We start from the raw sequence: 22,177 nt of genomic DNA, 5'->3' as shown, positions 1-22,177 counted from the left end.
GGCGCCGAGTCGGCACCGGGGCGTTCTCATAAGAGGGGATCTTGGGGAGAGAAGGTCGGCAGTCCCTCGACGGCGGGGGCCTCGCTGTCGAATTTGAGCCAGATGATTCCGGCTCGCTCGGCGGCCTCGAAAATTGTTGCCAGGTCGGATTCCGCAGGCGAGCGATAGCGTGGTGAGCCTACGAAGACGAAGCCTCCGAAGTCGGTCGGGTAGGCATTGACGGACAGTTCGTCGTCTCGCAGCTTTTGCCGCGTGGCCGGCGTGAGATGGGTCAGCGAAAGCGCCGCCAGAGGTTCAGCCAATTCGCGCAACTGTTCAATGCATTGGGTGTGCATGGGGGTTACTCCTTGTGGGGCGATGCCGGCATGGGGTTCGGGAAGCCTTGTGGACTTCACCAACCCTGCAGAGGTAGGCCATCATGAGTGTCAACTTTCCCAGAAACATGGTTTCGGCACCGATGATGCGGTGCTGCACGAGGACGGCGTCCCCGGCGGGAATGTGGTGCGCAACGGTTGTCGGCACGGTGGTCTTTGCACGTAGCGATTGCGGCGCCGGCGACTGGCCGGAGGGCCTTTATCTGAATAGAAAGTGGGTTTGGGCAGTGTCGCCCTGGCCTCGCTGCGTCACAAGGGGGAAAACGTGTGCAGGCAGCAAACCGCGGTGAAAAACCGCTCATTCATTGCTGAATTCGGATGGCAATTGCACGCGGTGTCGCGAATCGTCAATGCCGAGAGAGTCTGATGCATGCCACTGCCGGTCTTGTGACACTCAAAAGTCACTCCGGTGTCACTCAAGATATTTTTTGATCAGGCTCCGCCAATTCGCCCTCAAGTTTGTTTTTTGGCGTCAGTATGGTGAGCATCAAGGGGGTTCACCATGATCCGCCTGGGCGCGCAGATCCGTTTGACGAGCAAGGAAATCGAGTATTTCCAATGGCTGACCGACATCGAGCCGGCCGGCATCCGCACGCTCGCGGATCTCGATGCGTATGTGGCGAAGTGCAAGGCGCACTACTGGGGCGTGTCGCACGACACGCAGTTCCTGCATTGGATGATCGACCAGGAGGTTGCGCGTTGCCTCGCGGCCTGATGGCGTGAGCGCGGTGGGGATGGGGGTGTTGTGCCTTTGGCGGCAGAAACACCGAGTTCCCCCGGCCATGGGCCAGGAGAACTTGGTGCCAGGCTCAGCCGTTGGCCTGAGCCGCTCGTGGAGCCGCATCCATCGCCTCGACAGCCACCGGTGGGGCGGGTGTCTCTGCAACGATAGATCGCGCCTTGAACGCCGCGCGTGCGGCGCGGACCTTGGGGCTTTTGCTCAAACGCTGAACCTGCGCAGCGGCCGGCTCAACGCTGCTCTCGGGCAGGCATGCTGCGGCGAAGTCACTTCCCCGGCCGATGGCACGGCGCGCGTTGGCTGGGAATCGGACGAACAGTCCACTGAGCAGCCAGCGCACGAACTGCCCGAAGCGCTGATTGCGCGCCTCGCGGGCCTGGTGCAGGCGCAGCGATTCGCGGCAGCACAGGTACAGCGCCAGGTGCTCGCGCTTCATTTCGATGTCGGCTTCGAGCTGGGCCGCCACTTCAGCGGCGATCGCCGGATCCTTGCCGGCGCGCCGGTAGAAGGACACCCAGGCGCGCTCTTCCTCAAGGCCGATGGCGTTGCGCTTCGGCCGAGTGCGGGAGGCGTTGAGAGTCATGGTCGTTACTCCTTGCGAGAGGGAAGCACGCGCCAGGCCCCGTACGGGAGGCGTCAGTCTCCCAGGGGTTGCGGCGGTGTGCTGCCTTGCTAAGCTGGCATCCCACACGCCTTGGAAAGCCCACACATGCTTCGTGCAGGCCACTCACTCCGGTTCACGCCTGCCGAAACCGATGAACTCCGAAAGCTCGGCATCGGTGTAGGCGGGGCGCGAACGCAAGACGATCTCGACCAGGCGCTGGCCCAATGGGCCGGCACGCTGGCCGAGGAACGTCCGGAACTGCTGGAGAAGATCGCTGCGGCGATGGCGCAGGCGAAGGACACCTCGCTACCCGTGCGTTTGACGCGGGTGCGCTGAGCTGCCTCGCTGTGCGTTGGCCTGGGCAATCGTGATCCAGCGGTCGGCGATCCGGTCCAGATAGACCAGGTCGTCGGCCTCGATTTCGCCCGCCGTGCGCAGGCGGGTGATGACTTCCTTGACCAGGAACGGATCGTCCCGGGCCAGTTCGACGACGGTGGCGGCAATGCGCCGACGGTACAGATCGACCGACATGGTCAACCTCTCGCACGGCACGCCGCACACGGGAGCCCCATGCACTTGCCGAGGCAGGGCAGGGGACGCAATAGCAGCGCAAGCTTGCGCTGCGGAGCGGGCCGGAGACTGGCGTGGCCAGTCCCGCCCAACAGCACCGGAACACGGTGCAATGCGCTGACTGCAGGGACAGCAGACATGGGGTTCTCCTTCGGTGAAAAAGGGGAACGCCAAACCCTGGCAGGGACTGGGGTCCCCGTTCGGGTGTGCCTCGCTGGCGCGAAGCGGCTCGGCACCGGCCTTGAGGGCCGGCATGGGATGAAGGCCCTGTGCCTTGCGGCAAGGGCCCTTGCTCAATGGCGCGCCACGGTGAGGCGGCGTGTCACGGAGAAAGGTCGGCGCTGACGCCGACGGACGCTCTCGGCAGCCGAAGCAGCCGCCCCGGCAGAAGCCAGGGAACTTGAGGGCAGGTAACGACTGCGACGCCAGCAGGGCTGGACTTCGGCGCGGCCGAGGCCGCGGGGAAGGCTTTATGGACGCGATGTCCATGGGAAGCCCCTTCAGTATGGCGAGCGCGCGGTCATATGGTCACCGGGCAGGGAAACACCCACCGCAATCGACGGCTTGGTACGGCGGTTGCGGGTGGCTAGACCAGGTGAGATGCATGTCGCGGCGGGCCTTGAGAAGGCCTTCGTTATTGCCGCAAGATCTCCTGGGCCTTTGCCTTCGCGGCTTTGTGATCAGCTTTGCTGATTTCCGGCAGGTTCAGGCCTTCATCCCCATCGACGTACAGGGGGCCGCCGAAATCGCTGTCATAGAACTGGCCGTCGTTGCGCCCGCCATCGTGGCGGGCCGCAAGCGTCGAGCTCGTCAGGTCGGCGCCGCGGGCCAGCGCCACATACTGCCAAGTCCAGGCGCGGTGGGCGTCTCCCTGGTCGAGGGCGCGTTCGGCGACCCTGCGCAGCCATCCGCTATCGGCCTTGGACCCCACACGGTCTTCTGCCCAGGAATCTCCCTGGTGTGCCATTTCTTGCAGTGCCTGCCAGGAGCCTTCCTCGGCCGCCTTGCGGAGCCAGCGTCCTCGTGCTTCTGGCGTGGCGGCCGACTTTGCCATCTCCAGGGCATCGACATCTCCCTCTAGCCGTTCGGCCAGCGCGATGAACTCGCCATCCCCGAAAACCGTCCCGTACTCCAATGCGGCGGCGCGCACGCCACCCATCGCTGCCGCCTTGAGATGGCTCTGGTACTGGCGGTACCTGGGCTCCAGCCGGAGGTAGTTCTCGACCCAGCCCTGTTCGGTGCTGTTCAGTTCCCGCCCCTTGAGCGATTCCTCATAGAGATAAGGATTGGGCTTGGCGCAGCGATGGAGCGCGGCCAGCATGAAATGCGCCCGCGGCTCCTGTGCAGCGGCACGCTCCAGGCTTTCGAGCAAAAGCGTCGATGACCGGAAGTGCTCCGGCACCGCTGCTGGAGCACTTGCCGGCACGGACGGCTCGTCCCAGTCGGCCTCCTCATCCTCCCAGTCGTCGGCCTCATCGTCGGCGGCATCGCCTTCGTCACGCCGCCGAGGCGGAAACAGCACCTGTTCCAGCGTGCTCCAACGCAGAGCGCCAAGCCGATGCTCGGAGGTCAACGCGGCCAGGACCTGGGCAAAGGTGTCCGCAGAGGGTTGGGGGTAGCCCATCTGGCGTGCCCGCCCTGACACCCGCGGTGCGATTCCGTCGGGTGTGGCGCCAGCGCCGGCATCCACCAGGAGCGCGTCGGCATGGAATGAGGCCCAGCTCTGGTAGCCGAGCGCTGCGGCGAGCAACTCGTACACATGGCTGCGGCGGACGTCGCAGCCGGCCTGGGCCTGGAGGGATTGGTGCGCGGTATGCACCAGCTGTTTCAAAGACATGCATCTTCCTTCGGTGTCACCTCGCCGGATCGGGTCAGACGCACGCGTTTAAGTCCCCGACGACGAGGCCTGGAAGGGAGATTGGCAATATCTGGAGAAGATGCCTGTTTTTACTCGCGTGCAAGTAGGGCGGGCGCCTTGGGCGGAATTGTATGAGGGCACGGAGCTTTCTGCGCATTACTCGGGAATGGATGCCGTGGCTTTAGGAGCCGTCCGATTTCATGGCGCAAGAAAAAAACGCCCCGCCACCTTTCGGTGACAGGGCGTGAACTCAGGCCGCTTGGCGCATCGCTTCTCCATCCAGGCTGGCATTGCCGGCCTCGTCCTTGTCGAGGTCGAGCTGTTTGAGCAGCTCGCGCTGGCGCACCAGCAGGGTGGTCAGCCGCGCCTCGTGCTCGAACGGCCGGGCCAGCTCCAGCTGGAGGTCTTCCAGCCGCTTGCGCCGCAGGGCGAGCTGTTCGCCCGTCCTGGACTGCTGCTCGCCGACCGAGGCCAGCGCCGCCAGCAGCGCGGACACCAGCCCGGGCCCGGTCTGGTAGGGCTCGGCGTCGTAGCGGCAGCGCCCCGCGAGGAAGAACGCCGGGACGGCCTCGGTGCCGATGGCCTGCAGGCCCAGTTCGAAGCCGCCGAAGCGGCCCAGGATCTGACCCGATAGCAGGGCTCTGCCCTGGATGGCGGCGCGGGCGGTTTTGACGAGCTCGCGCAAGGCGTCGCCCACGGCATCCGGCCCGGCGATCCGCCGGCCTCCCAGCGCCACGGCGATCTGCGCCATGGTCTGGGGCTCCACCTGGGCCACATCCTCGGCCTGCAGCACCAGCTTCTGCTCCAGCGACTCGATCAGCATGGGCAGCCGTCCCACCTCGCTCTCGTTGGCCCAGCGCTGGTTGCGCCAGACCGAGAACAGGGTGGAGAGCTTGGCCACCTCCGCATCGACACCGGCCTTCTCGATCACCATCGGGTTGCCCGAGGCGAGCGCCTTGACCTCCGCGTAGCTCAGCGTGGCCAGCTCCACGTCCTCGATCGCCCGCAGGCCCTTGTCGCCGCGCATGACCTGCGCGATGAAGCGGGCCTTGGTCTCCAGCGTCTGCCACATGTAGGCGTCGAAGGAGCCCTCGGTGACGTAGCGGAAGATCTCGACCTCCTCGCATTCATTACCCTGGCGCAGGATGCGGCCCTCGCGCTGCTCGACGTCACAGGGGCGCCACGGCGCATCGAGGTGGTGCAGCGCCACCAGGCGCGTCTGCACGTTGGTGCCCACGCCCATCTTGCCGGTCGATCCCAGCAGCACGCGCACGCGGCCCTCGCGGACCGCCTTGAACAGCGTGGCCTTCTGCGCGTCGGTCTCGGCGTCGTGGATGAAAGCAATCTCCCGCTCGGGGATGCCGGATTCCACCAGTCGCTGCTTCAGATCCTCGTAGACGCTGAAGGCCTTGCCGCCCTTGGGGCTGGACAGGTCGCAGAACACCAACTGCGCGCCGCGGAAGTCCATCGTGCGCTGCCAGATCGCCAGCACCTCGCGGGCGCAGGCGGCCACCTTGCCGTCGGAGTCGAAGCGCGCCGTCGGCGCGATCAGCCGGAAGTCCAGCGCGGCGGCGCGGCCATCGTTCGTGACCGCGAGCATGTTGTCCTCGGTCGGCTTGACCGTGCCGTTGCGGATCGCCTCGGCGCGCTTGACCAGCGTCTGCACGTAGGCCTTGAGCGCTGGACTCGCCGGGCAGGCCACGGTGCGCGGCTTGCCGCCACGCAGCCTGGGCACCGGCAGGTTCAGCATCTCGGCGGTGCGGATGTCCGCGACCTCGCCGAAGACGGCCATCAGCTCCGGCACGTTGATGAAGCGTGCGAAGCGCGTGTGCATGCGGTAGCCGCTGCCGTCCGGCGCGATCTCCAGCGCCGTCACCGACTCCCCGAACGTCGCCGCCCAGGCATCGAACTGCTGCAGGCCCAGCTCCTCCAGCCGGCGTGGCTGCAGGTAGCGCTGCATCGTGTGGATCTCCGCCATGGTGTTGGCCACCGGCGTCGCCGTCGCGAAGACCACGCCGCGCTGCGCGTTGCCATGCAGCTTCATCGTGTAGCGCGTCTTCAGGTACAGATCGAACGCACGCTCCGAGTTCGAGAGCGGCAGCCCAGCGACCCGCGTCATCTTGGTGAACCTATAGAGGTTCTTGAAGAGGTGGGCCTCGTCTATATAGAGGCCGTCGATGCCCAACTGCTCCCAAGTCAGCAGATCGTCCTTCTTCCGGTCGGCGGCCAACCGCTCCAGCCGCGCCTTCCAGCTTTTCTTCTGCGCCTCGAGCTGCTTGATGATCCGGTTGCTCCGGTCACCGCTTTTCTCGGCGCGCACCGCCATCTCTATTTCATGGATGACCTCCGCGATGTAGTCCTCGGTGAATTGCGGCGACATCCGGATGCGCTCGAAGCTCGAGTGCGTGATGACCACCGCGTCCCAGTCGCCCGTGGCGATGCGCGACGCCAGCTCGCGCCGGCGGTCGCCTTCCAGATCCTCCTTTCCGGCCATGAGCACCGAGGCCTGGGGGTACAGGCGCACGAACTCGGCCGTGTACTGGGCCAGCATGTGGTTGGGCACCACATGGCAGGGCTTGGACAGGAACCCCAGGCGGCGCATCTCCATGCTGGCGATCACGCACACCGCGGTCTTGCCGGCGCCGACCACATGGAACAGGCCCGCGTTGCCGGTCTGCACGGCGCGCCAGACGGAATCCCGCTGGTGCGGATGCAACTCGAAGCATTGGGAGAACCCCGGCAGCTTCAGGTGCGAGCCATCGAAGTGCCGCGGCCGCGTGGCGTTGAACAAGTCGTTGTAGACCCGGCACAGCCGCTCGCGGCGCTCGCTGTCCTCGAAGGCCCAGGCCGCGAAACGGTCCTTGAGCGCGCCGAATTTCTCCCGCGCCGCCAGCGTCTCCGCCGGATTGACGAAGTAGCGGTCCGTGGCCGGATCGCGGTCGCGCACCGTCGGCACCTGCACGTTCAGCGCGGCCTGCACCAGCTCGATGGCGTTCATCCGCGACGTGCCCCATTCCTGGGTCACCTTGACGTTGTGCCGTGCGCTCCACTCGGGATAGGTCACCGACCAAGCGCCGGCCTCGGCCGAGTACGAGACCCGGCAGTCCTTGAGCTCCAGCACTTCGTGGATGAAGGCCTCGACGTCGCCCGCCGGTATCCAGACCGCGCCCAGGCGCGGCTCGATGGAAGCGGGCGGCAGGTCCTCGGGCTGCACGCGCTCCAGCGCTTCCACGTTGCGGCGCAGAGCAGGGCCCGAGAGCGCCGCCTGCTTGAGCCTGGCCTTGACGTTGCCCGACAGGTAGTCATCCGCGGTCCTCCAGGCATCGTCGGCCGGATCCAGGAAGATCTGCCCGGCCTCGGAGAGCGCGGCCAGCACTTCGTCCTCGGGCGCCGACAGCAGCCGGGCCATGTAGCCGGGATCGACCCGGCCCCGCCACTGCACCGATGCGGCCAGCGCTTCGGTGGGCTCGGCGACCGCCGTCGGGGCTGACACCCGGCGTAGCGTGCGTTGGGTGAACAGCGCCGCCTTGCGGGCGGTGTCCGACTCTTCGTCGTAGTACTCCAGCGACAGCAGCAGCGGGTAGTCCGGGTCGCGCCGGAATGCCAGCGCGTTGGCCCGAGTGCTCAGGCAGCCGTGGCGCGATATATAGCGGTCGTAGGTGCCATTGAGCATGGCCCGCAACTGCGCCAGCCCTTCGTCGCCGTCCTGCGCCAGCTGCGCGTCGAGCAGCGCCCGGGCATGGTCCCGGACCGCGCACATGCCCGCGATGCGGGCACGCTGGGTGGCATTCAGGCTGTCATGCAGGTCGACCAGCTCGGCGCCTTCGACCCGGTGCACCCGCCCATGGTGGACCCGAAAACTCCCAGGCGGCGCGCCAGGCTCGGCCGGCACGGCGGCGCGCACGGAGGCCAGCACCACCGGCTTGGCTGGGGTGTACACGCTGCTGGGCAGCAGCGCGATGCGCTCGGCCAGCGCCGGCTCGAGGTCGCCCTCGAACACCACGGTCGGCACTTCCTCGTAGCCGTTGCTCTCCTGCGTGACCTGGCCGATGCAGAACCCAGGGTTCCTGGCGTACCAGGCGTTGATCTGCAGGTATTTGTGCGGGAAGCGCGGGTGCCTCAACTGGTCGGGGACCAGCACGCGCTCCATCCAGGCGCCGCTCACGGCCTCGCCGGGGTGGCGCTTGCGCAGGAACAGCATGTCCGTCTGCACATCGGTCGAGGCAAGACCGGCGAACGCGCCCCGGGGCAGCCGGATCGCGCCCAGCAGCTCGGCCTGCGACGCCACGTGCTCGCGCACGGCGTCGTCGCGGGCCTCCATCGTGCCGGTGCTGGTGATGAAGCACACCAGCCCGCCGGGGCGGACCAGGTCCAGCGCGCGGCCGAAGAAGTAGTTGTGGATCCGGAACCGGGCATAGGGCTTGGGGCCCGCATCGGCGGCCGGGTAGTTGCCGAAGGGCACGTTGCCGATCACCAGGTCGAACCAGTTCTCGGGCAGCGCCACCTTCTCGAACGGCGTGATGCGCACGTCGGCGCCATGCGGCGCGTACAGCGCCTGCAGCAGCCGGCCGGAGAGTCGGTCGATTTCGATGGCGGTGACCGCGCTGCGCTCGGCGAGCGCGCGGGGCATCGCACCCAGGAAATGGCCGACGCCGGCCGCGGGCTCGAGCACGCGCCCGCCGGTGAAACCGAAGTGCTCCACGGCTTGCCACATGGCCTCGATCACATGGACCTCGGTGTAGTGGCTGTTGTTGACCGAGGCCCGGGCGGACTCGTAGTCCTCGGCGGGCAGCAGAGCCTGGAGCGCTTCGGCGCGGGCGCGCCAGGACGGATCCGTGCCTTCGAGGTTGAAGGCAGCGGGCAGGCCGCCCCAGCCGGTGAAGCGAACCAACTGGTGGCGCTGGTCGGCGCTCGCAGGCTGCGGGCCGGCTTCGAGGCTCTGCAGCACCTGGATCGCGGCCACGTTGGCCTCGAACTTCGTGGCGCTGCCGTTCAGTCCGAGCAGGTGCTCGCGGCCGAGGGCCGGCCACAGGCTGCGCGGGGCGTCAGGCTTCTTGCCGTCAATGACGCGCCAGCTCGCACGGGGTGTCGCTACGAGTGGCGGCTCCAGTTCGGTAACCGGAAAGGATGAGGGGACTGTGACCGCCTCGGCAGGAGGCGGTGCGCTGAACAGATCTATCTCGGGAGACGGATCGGGAAGGTCAGGGCTATCCGGATCGAATCCGGGCAGCCACAGCGAAGGCGTGGAATGGCGAGCCATCGGTGGTTCTCCGAAAGGAAGCGGGGAACGCACCGACCCATCGGGGGAGGCGAGCTCCCCGGATGGGATGGACGAATGGGCACGGCCCTGGACCCTGTGCGTGGGCGACCGGATCAGGACGTGTGGTGAATGGGCAGCGGAGGGGCTGCCATGGCGATGGGGCGGGTATCGACCGCGACGTCCGAGCGGACTCGGGAACGCCCGGAAGGGCGTGCGTTGGCCAAAGCTTGGTGCGAGGATCAGTGTGGGGTTGGCATCGCTGAACACGGTGCCAGCCGGCGGAATGCCTGCGTCAATGCTGGCCAGGAGGGGCGATTGGCGGTGGCAAGATGCCTGAGGCCAACCAGCCTGCGCCAGTCAATACTCGCTGGGCAACAGCAACGTGGTCACGCTCCGATCCCACTCGGTGATGATCCAGAGCTTCAGATCGGGCGCCACTTGGTAGGACGAGAACAGCCGGTCGTTGCCGGACTGCAGCGCGGCGTCGTTCAGGCCCCGGTCGCTGGCGTCGAGATCGCCCCAGTCGCCGCAGAGGTGGCGGTACAGGTACGGCGCGGGGTCGAGCCGGCCTTCGCCGATCAGCGTGTCGACGCCGATGGTCATGACGATCCGTCCAGAAGCGAATCGAGCTTGCGATGGAAGCACGAGAACTGCGAGTGCCATGGTGATTTCCTTCGAGAAGAAAGAAGGGGCCACGGCGCCCGATGGGGCGGCATGGCCCCAATGGGTGGATGCGATGGACGAAGGCGGTTGAGGTTCGTCGGGGAAAAGGCTTGCGGCGGCGCCTATGGTGCGGGCAGGCCGCGTGTATGAATTGCCGGCAGCAGGCCCTGGATAGGGAAGGTGGGGTCGCCAGCGTTTACTGAAAAACCCGTGGCTCCACGGTTTCTCCGCACATGAAGGCGAGGTAGGCTCCTGCCTTGCCGACTTCGGAAAAGCACGCCACGACGGTGCCGTCGTGGAGCACCTGCCAGGGCAGGTCGGTTTGCTCCGGGGCGCGCTGGATCGCCAGACCGGGCACCCGATAGGCCGGGTGCCGGTAGAGATCCCGGCCGGAATCCCAGGCGATCAGCCGCAGCAGGCAGTTCGTCAGAATGGCGGTGCCGCCATCCTCGCCCGGCTCGACCAGCAGGGGCACTTTCATGGTGCCGGTGGAGCGGCCAATGCGGCCGACCACGTCATGCTCATCCAGCCAGCTTCGGCCGGTGGCGGTGTCGCCGAGCACCAGCCGCACCTTACGGCTGTCACGCCGGCAATTCTCCAGTGCCCGTGCTGCCTTGGGATCCGTCCCTGGGTCGAAGTAGGTCTGCTGTGTCAGCGGTGATCGACCCCAGGCGGCGATGGCGGCTTGGTACTTAGCGTAGCCTTCCAGCGAACCGTGGTCGCCGGGCGCGAAAGCCAGGTCAGGCCGTTGCAGCCGGGCGGCGATCTGGTCTGCATGGCCGCGCGCGTTGTCGAAGCCCAGGCAGGTGTAGCCATCGCCGCAGGGGATGACATACAGCCTCTGTTCGGGATTCAGTGTCACGTTCATGGTGGGTTCCTCCAGGGTTTGAGCGGAACCCACCCCAGCGGAGCGAGCCCCACGGGGTTGTGTTGGAAAAGCAGGTGCATGACACCCGCCGAATGCTTCAGGCGATCAGCTGTTGCGGCCGGGCCGGCACAGTGGTGACGAACAGGCGCCGCAGCGCCGTCACTGCGCCGATGGCTATGGATGCGCAGGCGCCGACCTCAGTCATGCGCGGCCGCATACCAGGAGGCTGATGAAAATCAGGCAACCGTTGGTGAAGAAGGACCGTTGACGGCCTGTCGGCAGTCTCGGGATGCGAGTTGGGTATTCAGCGCGCGTGCAGGACGACCGAAGGCCGGTCGAAGTGGTGTTCGACCACCCGGTTGCCGACGTTGAAGCACTGATCCAGGAAGATGCCTTCGATCAGGCTGGCGGGAGGCTCGATGCCCAGGGTCGCCAGTTTGTCGGCCACGGTGTTGATGTCGCTCCAATCCAGGCAAGGGTCGCCAAGACTGTCGTAGACGAACGCTTCCTCCTGATGGGGATCCGCATCGTTGTCGTGGATCACGTGCAGGTACAGCTCACGCAGCGGCCGGTCGTAGCCGGCCACCACGGTGAGCTTGCGGCCCTGATGGATCAGGTGCAGGAGGTGGCGGCTCATGCTGGCCGTTCCAGTGACGCAGGCGCTGCAGCAGGAGCGAGGCGCCTCGGACGGCGGGTGCGGCTGAAGTCCTTGCCGCACTGGCGGCAGCGGAACCAGGTACCCAAGCCCAGCGTGCCGAGCAGCGCACCTCCTCCTGGGCAGAGGGGACATGAGGGGGCATGGCGATGAGACAAAAGGGTGTTCTCCAGGAAAAAGCGGGAACACCCTCCCCACGGGAGCAGCGTTCCCAGGGGGATATGAAGCGAAAGGGCGGCTGTCCCTTCTCAGGCAGGTGACGACTGCGACGCCCGGCAGGGCCGGGAGGGCTTGCGCAATGCAAGCAGGGGAATTTCCAGTATGGCTGCGATGCCCAAGATCGGCGGCGCCGGCCATGCGAAGCCAGCCGGTAAGTGTCCCGATCCATGGGCGAATTCCGGTGGCGTTAGTGTCGGAGCGCCGGCGGCCGCGCTGGCGCAGCGCCTTGTCCAGCGTCTTCGCCGCGAAACCTGATCCTCTCACTCCAGAAGGCCGCATGCCCTGTGCAGTCTGCCAGATTAGAGAAAATATCAAAATATGTTATATTATAAATAATCTTTCTCTGGAGCAAGCCATGACTGCTATCCGTGACCCCGCAGCATTCGATACCTTGGTCGGCACCCCGAGCGAGGTGCGCAGCCGTCTCGACAAGTTCAAGGCCGAGCAGGTGATCGTCCTGCCGGTGGAGCGGGCCGATGCCCAGCATGCGGGCCTGCTGGCTCAGATGCTGGCCAGTGTCATTCCCTTTATCGAAACGGTGCTGCGCGAGCAGAACGAGCAGACCCTCAAGGCACTGATCAGCGCCGTTGTGCCCAAGGCGCCGCCCACGCCGGCCGTGCTCAGGGAAGCAGCGATGCTGGCGCGTTCGCGCACGGCCGTGCTGGAAGGAGCGGACTGGCTGACTGCGGCCAAGGTGGCCGAACTGGCCGGCCTGAGCGCGACCAATCCGAGCACGCAGCCCAACAAATGGAAACGCGAGCGCCGGATCTTTGCGATCCACCACAACGGCGTCGACTACTTCCCTGGCTATGGTCTGGATCCGGACGCCGACTGGAGGCCACGCAAGGCTCTGAAGTCCATCCTGGATGTCCTTGGCGACGAGAAGGACGGCTGGGGACTTGCCTACTGGTTCCTCTCGGCCAACAGCTTCCTGGGCGGGCGACGCCCGCAGGATGTGCTGGCGACCCAGCCGACGCAGGTCATTGCCGCCGCCAGCGACGAGATGCAAGGCGTTGTGCATGCCTAAGCAGCGCAAGGCCCCGTCGGCAGCCAGCGAATCACCTCCCGCGGAGGGTGACGGCACCCCACCCCCCGTGCCACCGGTCACGCTTCACGTCACTCCGTGGACGTTGCCAGCCGACCAGGTGCTGCACCGTGTGCATCAGGATCTATACAAGGCCGACCAGTTCAATCCGGGCCTCAAGGGCAATGCGCGCTTCAGCCCGATCCGCGACGCCAAGGGCGACCTCATCCCGACCCTCTATGCCGCTGTCACTTTCGAGGCGGCCGCCATGGAGTCCGTGTTCCACGACGTTTCGCATGCGCCCGGCTTCAAGCACTACGACAAGCGCAAGCTGGAAGGGCAACTGCACTCCGAGGTCAAGGTCGAGCGCGCGCTGAAGCTTGCCGACCTCAGCAGCGTTGCGCTGCGCAAGCTGGGCGTCCAGCGCAAGCAGCTCATCGATACCGAGAAGAACCAATACCCGGAGACGCGCCGCTGGGCGGAGGCCATCCACGCCCAGCATCCGGACATTCAGGGGCTGTCCTGGATTTCCCGCCAGGATGATTCGGCCCGCGCGGTGATGTTGTTCGGCGACCGAATCCCGAAGCGCTCGCTGCAGCAGGTCGGCGATTCGCGCAGCCTGCTGAAAGACGAGCAGACCTATGGACACCTGCTGAGTCTGGCTGATCGGATTGGCGTCGACATCGTGCCGGGCAAGGAGACGCCGTAGTTCAGACCTGGGAAACAAGCGGGCGAGAGGCATTACCAATGCGGCTGATCACCAAGAAATGTGGGGGAGATGATGGAGTTTGCGAAGTGGTGCGTCGAAACCGAGGAGTCCATTCAGACGCACAGGTTGCGCGGGCTGGGAATTGCGGCTGGGAAGCAGGCACAAGCGATTGGTGCGATCGCGAAGGCTGTCCCGGGCTACTACACGGATCCGAAGCGCGTCGCGGATCTGCTGAAAAAGCTGGGCAAGCCGGCTGCCGCCGCCCATGTCGAACAGAAGCTCCCCACGCAGGCATCCATCCGCTCCGGCGACCTGGGCGAGATCCTGTGCAACGCCTATGTGTATGAGGCCACGCCCTTCAATCTCGGCATCAGGCGGTTGCGCTGGAAGGACCATCGCAACATGTCCATGCGCGGAGAGGACGTGCTGGCCTTCAACTTGGATCCGAAAAGTGGCGGTCTGAAGATCCTCAAGGCAGAGGTCAAAAGCCGGGCTGGCATGAAGACGGCCGTCATCGACGAAGCCAGGACAGCGCTCTGCGCCAACAACGGGTTGCCGTCGCCGCACGCGCTCGCGTTCGTCGCCGACCGTTCGAACGAAATCGGCGACACGGTGCTCGGCGATGCGTTGGACAAGGCCCTGCTCAAGGACGGCATCCGCGCCTCCCAGGTCTCGCACATGCTGTTCACGTTCTCGGGCAACGACCCGTTGAAGCTCTTGAAAGCCAACCTGCAGTCCTATGCCGGGCTGGTGCCGCAGCACTACGTCGGCCTTCGTGTCGATGGACACCAGGACTTCATCAAGGCTGTCTTTGCGGCCATAGGCAAGGGGGGCAAGTAGTGGCTGCGACCCTCGAGGAACTGAAAGCCAACATCGAAGCGGCCATAGTGCCTGAATACCGAGCGCGGCTGCTCGCCCGCGGCCAGGCGCGCGCGATGATCTGGCGCGACGGCACTCTGCCGCAGGACGCGCCGAACTTCGGCGCTGAGCTGTCGGACGACCTGCTGGCCTACGGCTATTCGCTGTTGCAGCACGGTCTGCGCTACATCGACATGGGCGGCGACGCTGAGACGGCCCGCAAGGCCTTCGAGGTGGCGGCTGAGGCGCTCGAAGCTGTGGTTGCGCGGGGGACGCCCAGCGTGGAGCGCGACTTCCATCGCCTCGTCGCTGCGGCGGCCTATCACCTCGGTCGATTCTCGGCGCGGGCCTATTCGCTGTTGTACAAGGGGTTGGCCGAGGCAAACCTCTCGGCGATGGAGAAGGGGCTGGCGAAGCTGATGCTCCGCGATCTCGACGGCCTGGCCGGGGATGTCGGCGCATGGTTCGTCTCGGGTCAAGGGAGCGAGGGCGCGGTCGTTGCCGCTCTGGGCAGGCCGGACACATTGGGCGATGGCGACGACACGGATGGCGCGGGGTCTCCCGACGGGCGGATTGGCGCCGTGCTGGTCGCCCTGGAGGACAACTTCATGGCCGCTCTGGCCGTCGCGATGCTGGCCCTGGAGCGCGGCGACGAGGCCTTGTTGCCCGTCGCGCGCGAGCGCCTGCAACGCGGCCTCGAAGTTGCTGGCGAACTTGAACTCGTGCCCGCTTGGTGGTGTCACCGCCTGGCGATCCATTTGCTGGGCGGTCTTTGGGAGACCAGCTTCCACAAGGTCCTGCCGCTGTCCGGGCCGCCCGGCGCAGAGGTCGGCGATTGGGCCCGGCTGCGCAAGCTCTTCATTGCCTCGCTCTACCGCAGGAGCAAGTCGGAGGTCGAGCTCTGGCCGTCACAGCTTCAGGCGGCGCGGCGTGTGCTGGATGCCGAAACGAACCTGGTGTTGTCGCTGCCCACCAGCGCGGGCAAGACCCGCATCGCGGAGCTGTGCATCCTGGCCTGTCTGGCGCGGGGCAAGCGCATCGTCTTCGTCACGCCGCTTCGGGCGCTATCCGCGCAGACTGAGGTCGGCCTGAGGCGCACCTTCTCCCCGTTGGGCAAGTCCGTCTCGAGCCTGTACGGCAGCATCGGTGCCAGCGGCGCGGACGTCGATGCCTTGCGCTCGACCGACATCGTCGTCGCTACGCCCGAGAAGCTCGATTTCGCACTGCGCAGTGATCCGACGCTGCTGGATGACGTGGGTCTGGTGGTGCTCGACGAAGGCCACATGATCGGCCTGGGAGAGCGCGAGGTGCGCTACGAGGCGCAGATTCAGCGCCTGATGCGGCGTTCCGACGCGGCCGCGCGGCGCATCGTGTGTCTTTCGGCGATCTTGCCCGATGGACACCAGTTGGAGGATTTCGCCGCCTGGCTGACACGCGACCAGCCCGACGGACTGATCAAGGATGACTGGCGTCCGACTCGGCTGCGCTTTGGCGAGGTCGAATGGAAAGGCCAACATGCCCAGCTCAGCGTGAGCGTCGGTGACGAAAAGCCCTTCATTCCGAAGTTCGTGGTCGCGAAGAAGCCGACGCGCGGCCTTGCCAGAAAACTGTTCCCGTCCGACCAGGGGGAACTGTGCATCGCAACCGCCTGGCGCCTGGTGGAAGAGGGCCAGACCGTCCTCGTCTTCTGCCCGATGCGTCGCTCGGTGCTGCCCTTGGCCGCAAGCATCATCGAGATGCACAAGCGCGGCCACATAGATTCCGTCCTGGCGCATCCGGTCTCCGCGCTGGCGACGGCATTGGCCGTCGGCGCGGAATGGTTCGGATCCGACCACGCCATCCTCGCGTGCCTGAAGCTGGGCGTGGCAGTCCACCACGGCGCTTTGCCCACGCCGTACCGCAAGGAGGTCGAGCGGTTGTTGCGCGAGGGCGTGCTTCGCGTCACGGTGTCATCGCCGACATTGGCCCAAGGTCTCAACCTCGCCGCGACCTCGCTGGTTTTTCGGGGGGTGAGACGCGGCCGTGATCTCCTCGATACCTCTGATTTCCGCAATGTCGTCGGCCGGGCAGGGCGTGCCTACATCGATGTCGAGGGCCTGGTGCTCTATCCGATGTTCGACAACTTCCGGCAGCGGCGCACCGACTGGCAGGAACTGGTCTCGAACCAGAGTGGCCGGGAGATGGAAAGTGGTCTGCTCAGGCTGGTCGCGGCGTTGCTCAGCCGGATGATCAAGAAGTTGGGTTCCCGCAATGCTGGCCAGTTGATCGAGTACGTCGCCGGGCAGGCCGCGTGGGAGTTTCCGGTGCTCGCCTCCGAGGCAGACGAGGAGTCCGACGACGCGAGGCAGCGATGGGATCAACATCTGGCGAGCCTGGACACCGCAATCTTCAGCTTGCTCGGCGAGACCTTCGTGCTCGATGCCGAGGTCGAGGCCAAGCTCGACGAGATCTTGGTGGCTTCGCTGTACCAGAGACGCCTCGCGCGCTACAACGAAGACGTTCGGAAGAAGCTGCAGGCGGGGCTACATGCCCGTGCCAAGTACATCTGGCGCAACAGCACTCCCACGCAGCGGCTGGGCTACTTTCTTGCTGGCGTGGGGCTTTCCGCTGGAAAGGCGCTCGACGAGCGCGCGCCGGAGCTGGAGCGCCTCCTGCTGGTGGCCAACGTGAACATCGGCGCCGGTGATCAGGAAGAGGCGGTCGCGGCGATCACGGCCTTCGCAGAGATCGCGTTCGGCATTTCGCCGTTCCGGCCAGAGAGGCTGATTGACGGCTGGAAGGCCTTGCTCAGACGCTGGCTCCTCGGGGAACCAGTATCCGAGGCTTCGTCCGGGGACAACGATGCATCCGTCCAGTTCATTGAACAGGCCTTTGTCTACAACCTGCCTTGGGCAATGGAGGCAGTCCGGGTGCGTGCCGAGGCGCACGAAGACCTGTTCTCGGACGAGGTCAAGCTGTCCGACTACCCGCGTGCGCACGCCGTTGCCGCATTGGAGACGGGGACGCTGGTGGTTGCCGCCGCAGTATTGATTCAGGCGGGCTTCGGATCGCGGCTTGGGGCCATCCAGGCTGTCACATCCACGGGCGCGAACTTTGATTCGATGCGTGGCCTGATGGCCTGGCTTGCTTCGGACGAAATACAGGCTTTGTCTGCGGCACCCACCTGGCCGACGCCGGAATCGCACGCGTTGTGGCTCGACTTTCACGGGCCCGGTGGCGCACAGGCCGTGCAAGCGTGGGCCGCGACCGAATACACGAGTCCCATCGCGTGGCAAGGCGTCCCGATGCCGCCCGGCACGCCATTGCGCCTTGGCGGCGGGCCAGGGAAGGAGCGCACCGTGTTCACGGCCGACTTTCGGGAGGTTGGGGCACTCAGTTGGACACCCAGCTCCAAAGGTTTGATCGTCGCGAACTCAACCAACGATCTCGGCAAGTTCTCGCTGGAGTATCTGGGGCCTGGCCACGTGGACAGTGGCTCAGCACATCGGCCTTGAAAGGAGAGAGTGGTGACGGACGAACTGATTCTGAACCATGACGACTTGAGAAATCTTCATCGGCACTACATCAACCTGACTTGTGTGGATTCCGGTGAACCTGCCAAGGCGTCCAATGGCGGAAATCCGAAGCGCTACAACTTCAGCGCTTTTGTGGTCGATGTGGAGGTCATCCTGCTCGCCATCACGGCCGGGCATGTTTTCGCAGAGCTGAGACAAGCAGTCCGGTTCGATCCTGACGGACTGGGCCATAGACGATTCGATGGTCACCGATCACGGGTTCCCGGCGTATCCGGTGGACGTGAATCTCGAAAAGGACATCCTCTTCTTCCACGAAGATGGACTGGACTACGGGGCGTACCTCTTGGATCCAATGGCATCGCGCGCGCTCGAAAAGAGCGGCATCGTTCCGGTCAGGAAGGAGCAGTGGGACGCGGAGGATCTGGAGGAGTTCTCGTTCTGGACTCTGGTCGGCCTGCCAACCCAGTTCGCAAACTTGAACCATGAAGGGCCTTCACTAAAAGGCCATGTCACGGTGCGCGTGATGCACCCTCCTGAAAGACCTGCCGGCTTGTCGCCGACAAAGCACCCGCGCCTATTTGCGAAGGTCGATTTCGCGTCCGTCGCGGAATGGGAACGACAGTTCGATATTGGGGGGATGAGCGGAGGGCCCGTCTTCGGTACGCGGCAACCGCCTCAAGGTTCTGCTTATGACTATCGGCTGATTGGTACGAGTGGGGGTGTCCATCCCATTGCATACGCTTTTCTTGCCAATAGCCGCGCTATTGGCCGCAAAAAGACGCTTTGTGGCCCATCCCGGTCCGCACTACCACCGACTCGCGAGGGTGATGCAGGCCATCCTTGGGGAAGTTACTTTTTGGCCTCGTCGATGGACTGGCGGATAGACGCATAGGTCTCGGAGAAAAGCCGTTGGGCTTCCACATAGCTCTTTTTTGTGGTCTCCCATACCTCGGCCGAGGCTTTTGATACCCGGGCCTTGGTTTTCTCCACATCTGCATTCAGTGCGGCAATACGCGCTTCAATGGCAGTGCGCTGATCCGCCGCGAGCTTGGCCGCGTCGGCACGCAATCCAGCGAGCGCTTTCTGCTGCGCATTCAGTTCAGCCTCCAGTACGGCACGCTGCGTAGCGATACTGGCCTTGCTTTCTTCAAGGTACTTGTCTCGGGCGGCCTGGAAGGCGGCCCAATCATTGTCGAGTGCCTGACGTGCTTCGGCGACCTGGGCATCGCTCCAGTTCTTTGCGTTGGCTGCGGCATCTTGAGCCCGGCGGCGATAGGCGTCCCGCTGCTTGCGCAGGTCCGCCAACGCCGCATCAGCCTTGGTGCGCGCCTCGCCCCGAAGCTTGCTGGCATCTTTTTCCAGGGCAGTGATGTTGGCATCAAGCTGGGCCAGCCGGTCCTGCGACCACGCCAGTGCTTGGTGAACCTTTGAGGGCTCCTTCTGTGGAGCGGCTGAATCGGCCTGTGCTTCTGCATTCTGTGCCAGGGCGGGAGGAGCCGACAGCAACGCTGTCTGAGCAAGCAGCGCCAAGGCGATTGTGGAAAAGCGAAGTTTCATGGTGATTTCTCCTGATGAGTCAAAACAAAAGCAACGTGGCGCCTAGGTTCAGCGAACCTTAAAAAAAGGCATCCTTGATCTTCTGGACCGTGACGGCGTGAGCGGCCTTGGCATCGGCAAACCCCTGCTTGACGGCACGCCAGGATTCATCGCCAGCATCCTTGACCTCACCGATACGCGCCTGGAACTTCTCGGCCTCGATGGAGAGGCGATCGAACGCGGCATCGAGTTCGCCGCGGGCCTTCTCGACGGCATCGGCCGCCTGGTCACCCAAATCCTTCAGGGAGTTTTGCCACGCTTGCCGCTGTGCGCGCGCACGGACGATGACGATGTTGCGCACGGTTTTCACCTCGTCGCCGGTCGTGCTGACAAACTGCTGGAGGGCGGACTCGACCTCGATCCATTCGGCTTCGAGCTTGTCCTGAATCTCGCTCGCTTCCTGCTTTGCGGTGTCCGCCTGAGCGCGCAGATCATCGTAGTACTGCTGCAGCTTCGCGCGGGATGCCGCGAGGCGTGCGCGAGCTGCATCGGCTTGCTTGCGGGCATCCTCCTTGATATCGGCGGCCGATTTCTCGACCTGGGAGAGAATGGCATCGGTCTCATCGAGACGGTGCTTCGCCCATGCGATGGTCTGGTGTACGTAGGATTGGAGCGTCATGGTGCATTTCCTTTCAATGGGAGAGGGGTTGATGGAATCAAGCGGGGCCTGTTTTTCGGTCAGCGCCATCATCAGGCGACCGAACGGAAAGAAAGCCGCTTCGGCAGAGATCGCGGACCATGTCCGTGATTTGCCTGATGGCTTCGTTCTGAATGCTTTTCCAGTCCATGCCACGGAGCATCACGCCGCGCAGAAACCTGAAACTGAAAACTGCCGTCACAATTGCGATGACGCGCAGCCGCAGCGCCTCGTCATCGGAAGACCGGCCGCTAAACTGGCTGGCGGCATGTACCAGACGCTTTTGCAGCGGAGCGATCGCGCGTTCATGAATCAGGGCGAAGGCGTCGTCGTTGTCGTAAGCGCAGCGGGCCACGAATGCCGTCCAGGCGTGCGGCTCGGCTTCCTCCAGCATGGTGTGGAGCAGTTGGATCAGTGTGCGTTCGAAGCGAACGGAAAGCTCGACGTCCGAGGTATCGTCAAGCAAAGTTGCGGCCTCCGCGAAGCGATGGGCCGCATACTCGGCGATCATGTCCGCTGCGGCCAGATAGAGCTCCTTCTTGCTGCCGAAATGGTAGGGAATGGCCGACAGCGTGGTTTTGGCCGCCTGGGCCAGAGCGCGCGTGGTTGCCCCCTCGTAGCCAACGGCGGCGACAACGTCAACCGTCGCTTCAATCAACTGCGATCGGGTCTTGGCACTGCGCGCCTCGTGGCCGCTGGTTGATTCGGCATGACTTGACATACATCCTCCGATTGTTCCGATAAGAGCATAGTTCATACGAACGAGCTTTTCAATGGCAATGAAACTGCGAAAAATCAGGAGCCCCGTGATCGGTGGCAACGGTCATAGGGGTCATCAAGCCGATGAGGAACTTCGCCTGGCTGATCCGAAACTCCTTCGATGGCATCGTCGCCTGGACCCAGACCCACCGGGCTGGCGGCCTCCTGGAAGCCCTGAACGGGCTCTTCCAGGTCACCAAGCGTCAAGCGCGTGGCCGGTTCTGCTTCGAGACCATGCGCGCCTTGCTCTTGCGCATCGCCGCTGGGCTCGACTTCGCCCGGATCAACCCGCATGCCGCTGAACCCACTTGTCTCCCTGCTGCGAGGGTGCGACCGCGCACTGGGGCGAGCGAGCGCCGCCATTCTGTGCCACCAGACATGCAGCAGCGCCGACGAAGTGCCCGGGGGCACGTCACGCCCCAGCGCCGACTCGAACGCCCAAAGCCGCGCAAGGTAGGCCTGCACATGGCGTGCCTCCAAGCGCTGCGGGTTGATCCGCCCGTAGGCTTCCACGAGCTGGGTGAACAGCGCACGCAGGCGATAGCTGCGAGGGCGCGGATCATCCTCGGCATGCTCGGTGGCGAGTCGGGCAAGTTCGATCCCGCGATCGACGAGGCGGTAGAACGTCGCTGCGGCGGGAAGGCTCCCCAGGCGTTCGATCCGCGTGAGCGGCAGCTTCACGTAGGCCGCGAGCAGGCGCCGCAGATCGGCGAGGATGGCCCGTTCCAGCGCCAAGTGGGGACGGCCCGCGGCGGGCGAAGCGGGCCAGCATGCCCGCAGGTCCTCCACGTAGAGTTGCCGGTCGCCGAAGTAACTGGTGACCTGCCGGGCCACCGCCTGTTCGAGCGCGTCTGGCTGCGCATCGCCCAGGACGCGCGCCACCGAGCGCAGCGGCTGCCCCATCGACAGCGGGAAACGGGAGAAGCGGTAGCTTGCCTGCGTTCCAGGCAACAATCGGTAGGCCACCAGCTCTTCCCGCAAGGCAGGGTCTTCCTCGAAGCGTGCCCGCATGCGCTCGAACAGGTCCAGCGGCATGTTCGGCAAACCCGCCCGGTCGTACAGGGAACGGCCGTCGTAGCCACCGGCGGCGAGAATGCGCGCCACCACGTCGGCGCAATTGAATTCGCTCCGGCTCCAGCGCAGGCTGGCGTCCCGGAATCCGGTTTCGATGCGGTGCGCCTCGGCCACCATCGCTGCACGACGCCCGGCGGGAATGCCCTGGACCCGCAACCCGAGCGTCTCACGGCCATAAGCCATGCCGTAGGTGTT

18 protein-coding genes and 1 pseudogene are annotated in these 22,177 nt (G+C 65.1%); 8 read left to right on the top strand and 11 right to left on the bottom strand.

Annotated elements, in window-relative coordinates; all coding sequences use genetic code 11:
- Positions 1-26: 26 nt before the first annotated feature.
- Entirely contained in the window at positions 27-335 is a 309-nt protein-coding gene (locus tag HPF_RS12420; RefSeq protein WP_060987327.1) for a DUF5983 family protein, read from the bottom strand.
- A 541-nt stretch (positions 336-876) separates the two neighbouring features.
- On the opposite strand from HPF_RS12420, the gene HPF_RS12415 reads away from it, so the two are divergent.
- The gene (locus tag HPF_RS12415; protein ID WP_060987328.1) at positions 877-1,089 is read left to right on the top strand and encodes a hypothetical protein; all 213 of its coding nucleotides are present in this window, start codon (positions 877-879) and stop codon (positions 1,087-1,089) included.
- Positions 1,090-1,183: 94 nt separating this feature from the next.
- Here HPF_RS12415 and HPF_RS12410 read toward each other — a convergent pair whose 3' ends face one another.
- Complete coding sequence (locus HPF_RS12410) at positions 1,184-1,696, bottom strand: hypothetical protein (RefSeq protein WP_133156787.1); 513 nt, start codon at positions 1,694-1,696, stop codon at positions 1,184-1,186.
- A 126-nt stretch (positions 1,697-1,822) separates the two neighbouring features.
- On the opposite strand from HPF_RS12410, the gene HPF_RS12405 reads away from it, so the two are divergent.
- Positions 1,823-2,053, top strand: coding sequence for a hypothetical protein (locus HPF_RS12405; RefSeq protein ID WP_133156786.1), 231 nt, complete (start codon positions 1,823-1,825; stop codon positions 2,051-2,053).
- Here the strand turns inward: HPF_RS12405 and HPF_RS23655 are convergent.
- The 6 genes from HPF_RS23655 to HPF_RS12375 form a co-directional block, all read right to left on the bottom strand.
- Complete coding sequence (locus HPF_RS23655; protein ID WP_165961698.1) at positions 2,024-2,248, bottom strand: hypothetical protein; 225 nt, start codon at positions 2,246-2,248, stop codon at positions 2,024-2,026. The genes HPF_RS12405 and HPF_RS23655 overlap by 30 nt on opposite strands.
- Before the next feature lie 673 nt (positions 2,249-2,921).
- A complete protein-coding gene (locus tag HPF_RS12395) occupies positions 2,922-4,124 on the bottom strand; it encodes a hypothetical protein (protein ID WP_133156784.1) in 1,203 nt (400 codons plus the stop codon).
- A 271-nt stretch (positions 4,125-4,395) separates the two neighbouring features.
- Entirely contained in the window at positions 4,396-9,405 is a 5,010-nt protein-coding gene (locus HPF_RS12390; protein WP_133156783.1) for a DEAD/DEAH box helicase, read from the bottom strand.
- A 357-nt stretch (positions 9,406-9,762) separates the two neighbouring features.
- Positions 9,763-10,068 (bottom strand): hypothetical protein, encoded by a 306-nt coding sequence (locus tag HPF_RS12385; protein WP_133156782.1) that lies wholly within the window; start codon positions 10,066-10,068, stop codon positions 9,763-9,765.
- A gap of 196 nt (positions 10,069-10,264) precedes the next feature.
- Positions 10,265-10,936, bottom strand: a complete 672-nt coding sequence (locus HPF_RS12380; RefSeq protein ID WP_133156781.1) for a hypothetical protein — start codon at positions 10,934-10,936, stop codon at positions 10,265-10,267.
- A 304-nt stretch (positions 10,937-11,240) separates the two neighbouring features.
- Positions 11,241-11,573 carry a hypothetical protein gene (locus tag HPF_RS12375; protein ID WP_133156780.1) on the bottom strand — a complete coding sequence of 111 codons (333 nt, stop codon included), beginning with the start codon at positions 11,571-11,573 and terminating at the stop codon, positions 11,241-11,243.
- 592 nt (positions 11,574-12,165) lie between these two features.
- On the opposite strand from HPF_RS12375, the gene HPF_RS12370 reads away from it, so the two are divergent.
- From HPF_RS12370 to HPF_RS12350, 5 genes are all read left to right on the top strand, one after another.
- Positions 12,166-12,837: a hypothetical protein gene (locus tag HPF_RS12370; protein WP_133156779.1), complete on the top strand. Its 672-nt coding sequence runs from the start codon at positions 12,166-12,168 to the stop codon at positions 12,835-12,837.
- Positions 12,830-13,543, top strand: a complete 714-nt coding sequence (locus HPF_RS12365) for an RES family NAD+ phosphorylase (RefSeq protein ID WP_133156778.1) — start codon at positions 12,830-12,832, stop codon at positions 13,541-13,543. The genes HPF_RS12370 and HPF_RS12365 overlap by 8 nt, the downstream gene beginning before the upstream one ends.
- A 69-nt stretch (positions 13,544-13,612) precedes the next feature.
- The gene (locus tag HPF_RS12360; RefSeq protein ID WP_133156777.1) at positions 13,613-14,383 is read left to right on the top strand and encodes a Hachiman antiphage defense system protein HamA; all 771 of its coding nucleotides are present in this window, start codon (positions 13,613-13,615) and stop codon (positions 14,381-14,383) included.
- The gene (locus HPF_RS12355; RefSeq protein WP_133156776.1) at positions 14,383-17,895 is read left to right on the top strand and encodes a DEAD/DEAH box helicase; all 3,513 of its coding nucleotides are present in this window, start codon (positions 14,383-14,385) and stop codon (positions 17,893-17,895) included. Before HPF_RS12360 ends, HPF_RS12355 begins: the two co-directional genes overlap by 1 nt.
- A gap of 262 nt (positions 17,896-18,157) precedes the next feature.
- Complete coding sequence (locus HPF_RS12350) at positions 18,158-18,808, top strand: hypothetical protein (protein ID WP_133156775.1); 651 nt, start codon at positions 18,158-18,160, stop codon at positions 18,806-18,808.
- Here HPF_RS12350 and HPF_RS12345 read toward each other — a convergent pair.
- Genes HPF_RS12345 through HPF_RS12335 form a run of 3 tightly spaced genes read right to left on the bottom strand, consistent with a single transcriptional unit; the run spans position 18,766 to position 20,870 of the window.
- A complete protein-coding gene (locus HPF_RS12345) occupies positions 18,766-19,473 on the bottom strand; it encodes a hypothetical protein (protein ID WP_133156774.1) in 708 nt (235 codons plus the stop codon). The two genes, HPF_RS12350 and HPF_RS12345, sit on opposite strands and share 43 nt — an antisense overlap.
- Before the next feature lie 58 nt (positions 19,474-19,531).
- Positions 19,532-20,131 (bottom strand): hypothetical protein, encoded by a 600-nt coding sequence (locus HPF_RS12340; RefSeq protein ID WP_133156773.1) that lies wholly within the window; start codon positions 20,129-20,131, stop codon positions 19,532-19,534.
- 37 nt (positions 20,132-20,168) lie between these two features.
- Positions 20,169-20,870, bottom strand: a complete 702-nt coding sequence (locus HPF_RS12335; protein ID WP_133156772.1) for a CerR family C-terminal domain-containing protein — start codon at positions 20,868-20,870, stop codon at positions 20,169-20,171.
- Between the two features lie 113 nt (positions 20,871-20,983).
- Between HPF_RS12335 and HPF_RS23775 the strand changes: the two are divergent.
- Positions 20,984-21,208: pseudogene (locus HPF_RS23775) on the top strand (transposase); the annotation flags it as partial.
- Positions 21,209-22,177 lie beyond the last annotated feature (969 nt).

The organism is Hydrogenophaga pseudoflava, assembly GCF_004353865.1.
GTDB lineage: Bacteria > Pseudomonadota > Gammaproteobacteria > Burkholderiales > Burkholderiaceae_C > Hydrogenophaga > Hydrogenophaga pseudoflava.
Note: the sequence above shows the minus strand (reverse complement) of the source record. Positions and strands in the feature narration are given on the sequence as shown.

Excerpts from the sequence above, each read along its gene's own strand:
- HPF_RS12420 (WP_060987327.1), bottom strand. The coding sequence starts at position 335 with ATGCACACCCAATGCATTGAACAGTTGCGCGAATTGGCTGAACCTCTG.
- HPF_RS12415 (WP_060987328.1), top strand. The coding sequence starts at position 877 with ATGATCCGCCTGGGCGCGCAGATCCGTTTGACGAGCAAGGAAATCGAG.
- HPF_RS12410 (WP_133156787.1), bottom strand. The coding sequence starts at position 1,696 with ATGACTCTCAACGCCTCCCGCACTCGGCCGAAGCGCAACGCCATCGGC.
- HPF_RS12405 (WP_133156786.1), top strand. The coding sequence starts at position 1,823 with ATGCTTCGTGCAGGCCACTCACTCCGGTTCACGCCTGCCGAAACCGAT.
- HPF_RS23655 (WP_165961698.1), bottom strand. The coding sequence starts at position 2,248 with ATGTCGGTCGATCTGTACCGTCGGCGCATTGCCGCCACCGTCGTCGAA.
- HPF_RS12395 (WP_133156784.1), bottom strand. The coding sequence starts at position 4,124 with ATGTCTTTGAAACAGCTGGTGCATACCGCGCACCAATCCCTCCAGGCC.
- HPF_RS12390 (WP_133156783.1), bottom strand. The coding sequence starts at position 9,405 with ATGGCTCGCCATTCCACGCCTTCGCTGTGGCTGCCCGGATTCGATCCG.
- HPF_RS12385 (WP_133156782.1), bottom strand. The coding sequence starts at position 10,068 with ATGGCACTCGCAGTTCTCGTGCTTCCATCGCAAGCTCGATTCGCTTCT.
- HPF_RS12380 (WP_133156781.1), bottom strand. The coding sequence starts at position 10,936 with ATGAACGTGACACTGAATCCCGAACAGAGGCTGTATGTCATCCCCTGC.
- HPF_RS12375 (WP_133156780.1), bottom strand. The coding sequence starts at position 11,573 with ATGAGCCGCCACCTCCTGCACCTGATCCATCAGGGCCGCAAGCTCACC.
- HPF_RS12370 (WP_133156779.1), top strand. The coding sequence starts at position 12,166 with ATGACTGCTATCCGTGACCCCGCAGCATTCGATACCTTGGTCGGCACC.
- HPF_RS12365 (WP_133156778.1), top strand. The coding sequence starts at position 12,830 with ATGCCTAAGCAGCGCAAGGCCCCGTCGGCAGCCAGCGAATCACCTCCC.
- HPF_RS12360 (WP_133156777.1), top strand. The coding sequence starts at position 13,613 with ATGATGGAGTTTGCGAAGTGGTGCGTCGAAACCGAGGAGTCCATTCAG.
- HPF_RS12350 (WP_133156775.1), top strand. The coding sequence starts at position 18,158 with ATGGTCACCGATCACGGGTTCCCGGCGTATCCGGTGGACGTGAATCTC.
- HPF_RS12345 (WP_133156774.1), bottom strand. The coding sequence starts at position 19,473 with ATGAAACTTCGCTTTTCCACAATCGCCTTGGCGCTGCTTGCTCAGACA.
- HPF_RS12340 (WP_133156773.1), bottom strand. The coding sequence starts at position 20,131 with ATGACGCTCCAATCCTACGTACACCAGACCATCGCATGGGCGAAGCAC.
- HPF_RS12335 (WP_133156772.1), bottom strand. The coding sequence starts at position 20,870 with ATGTCAAGTCATGCCGAATCAACCAGCGGCCACGAGGCGCGCAGTGCC.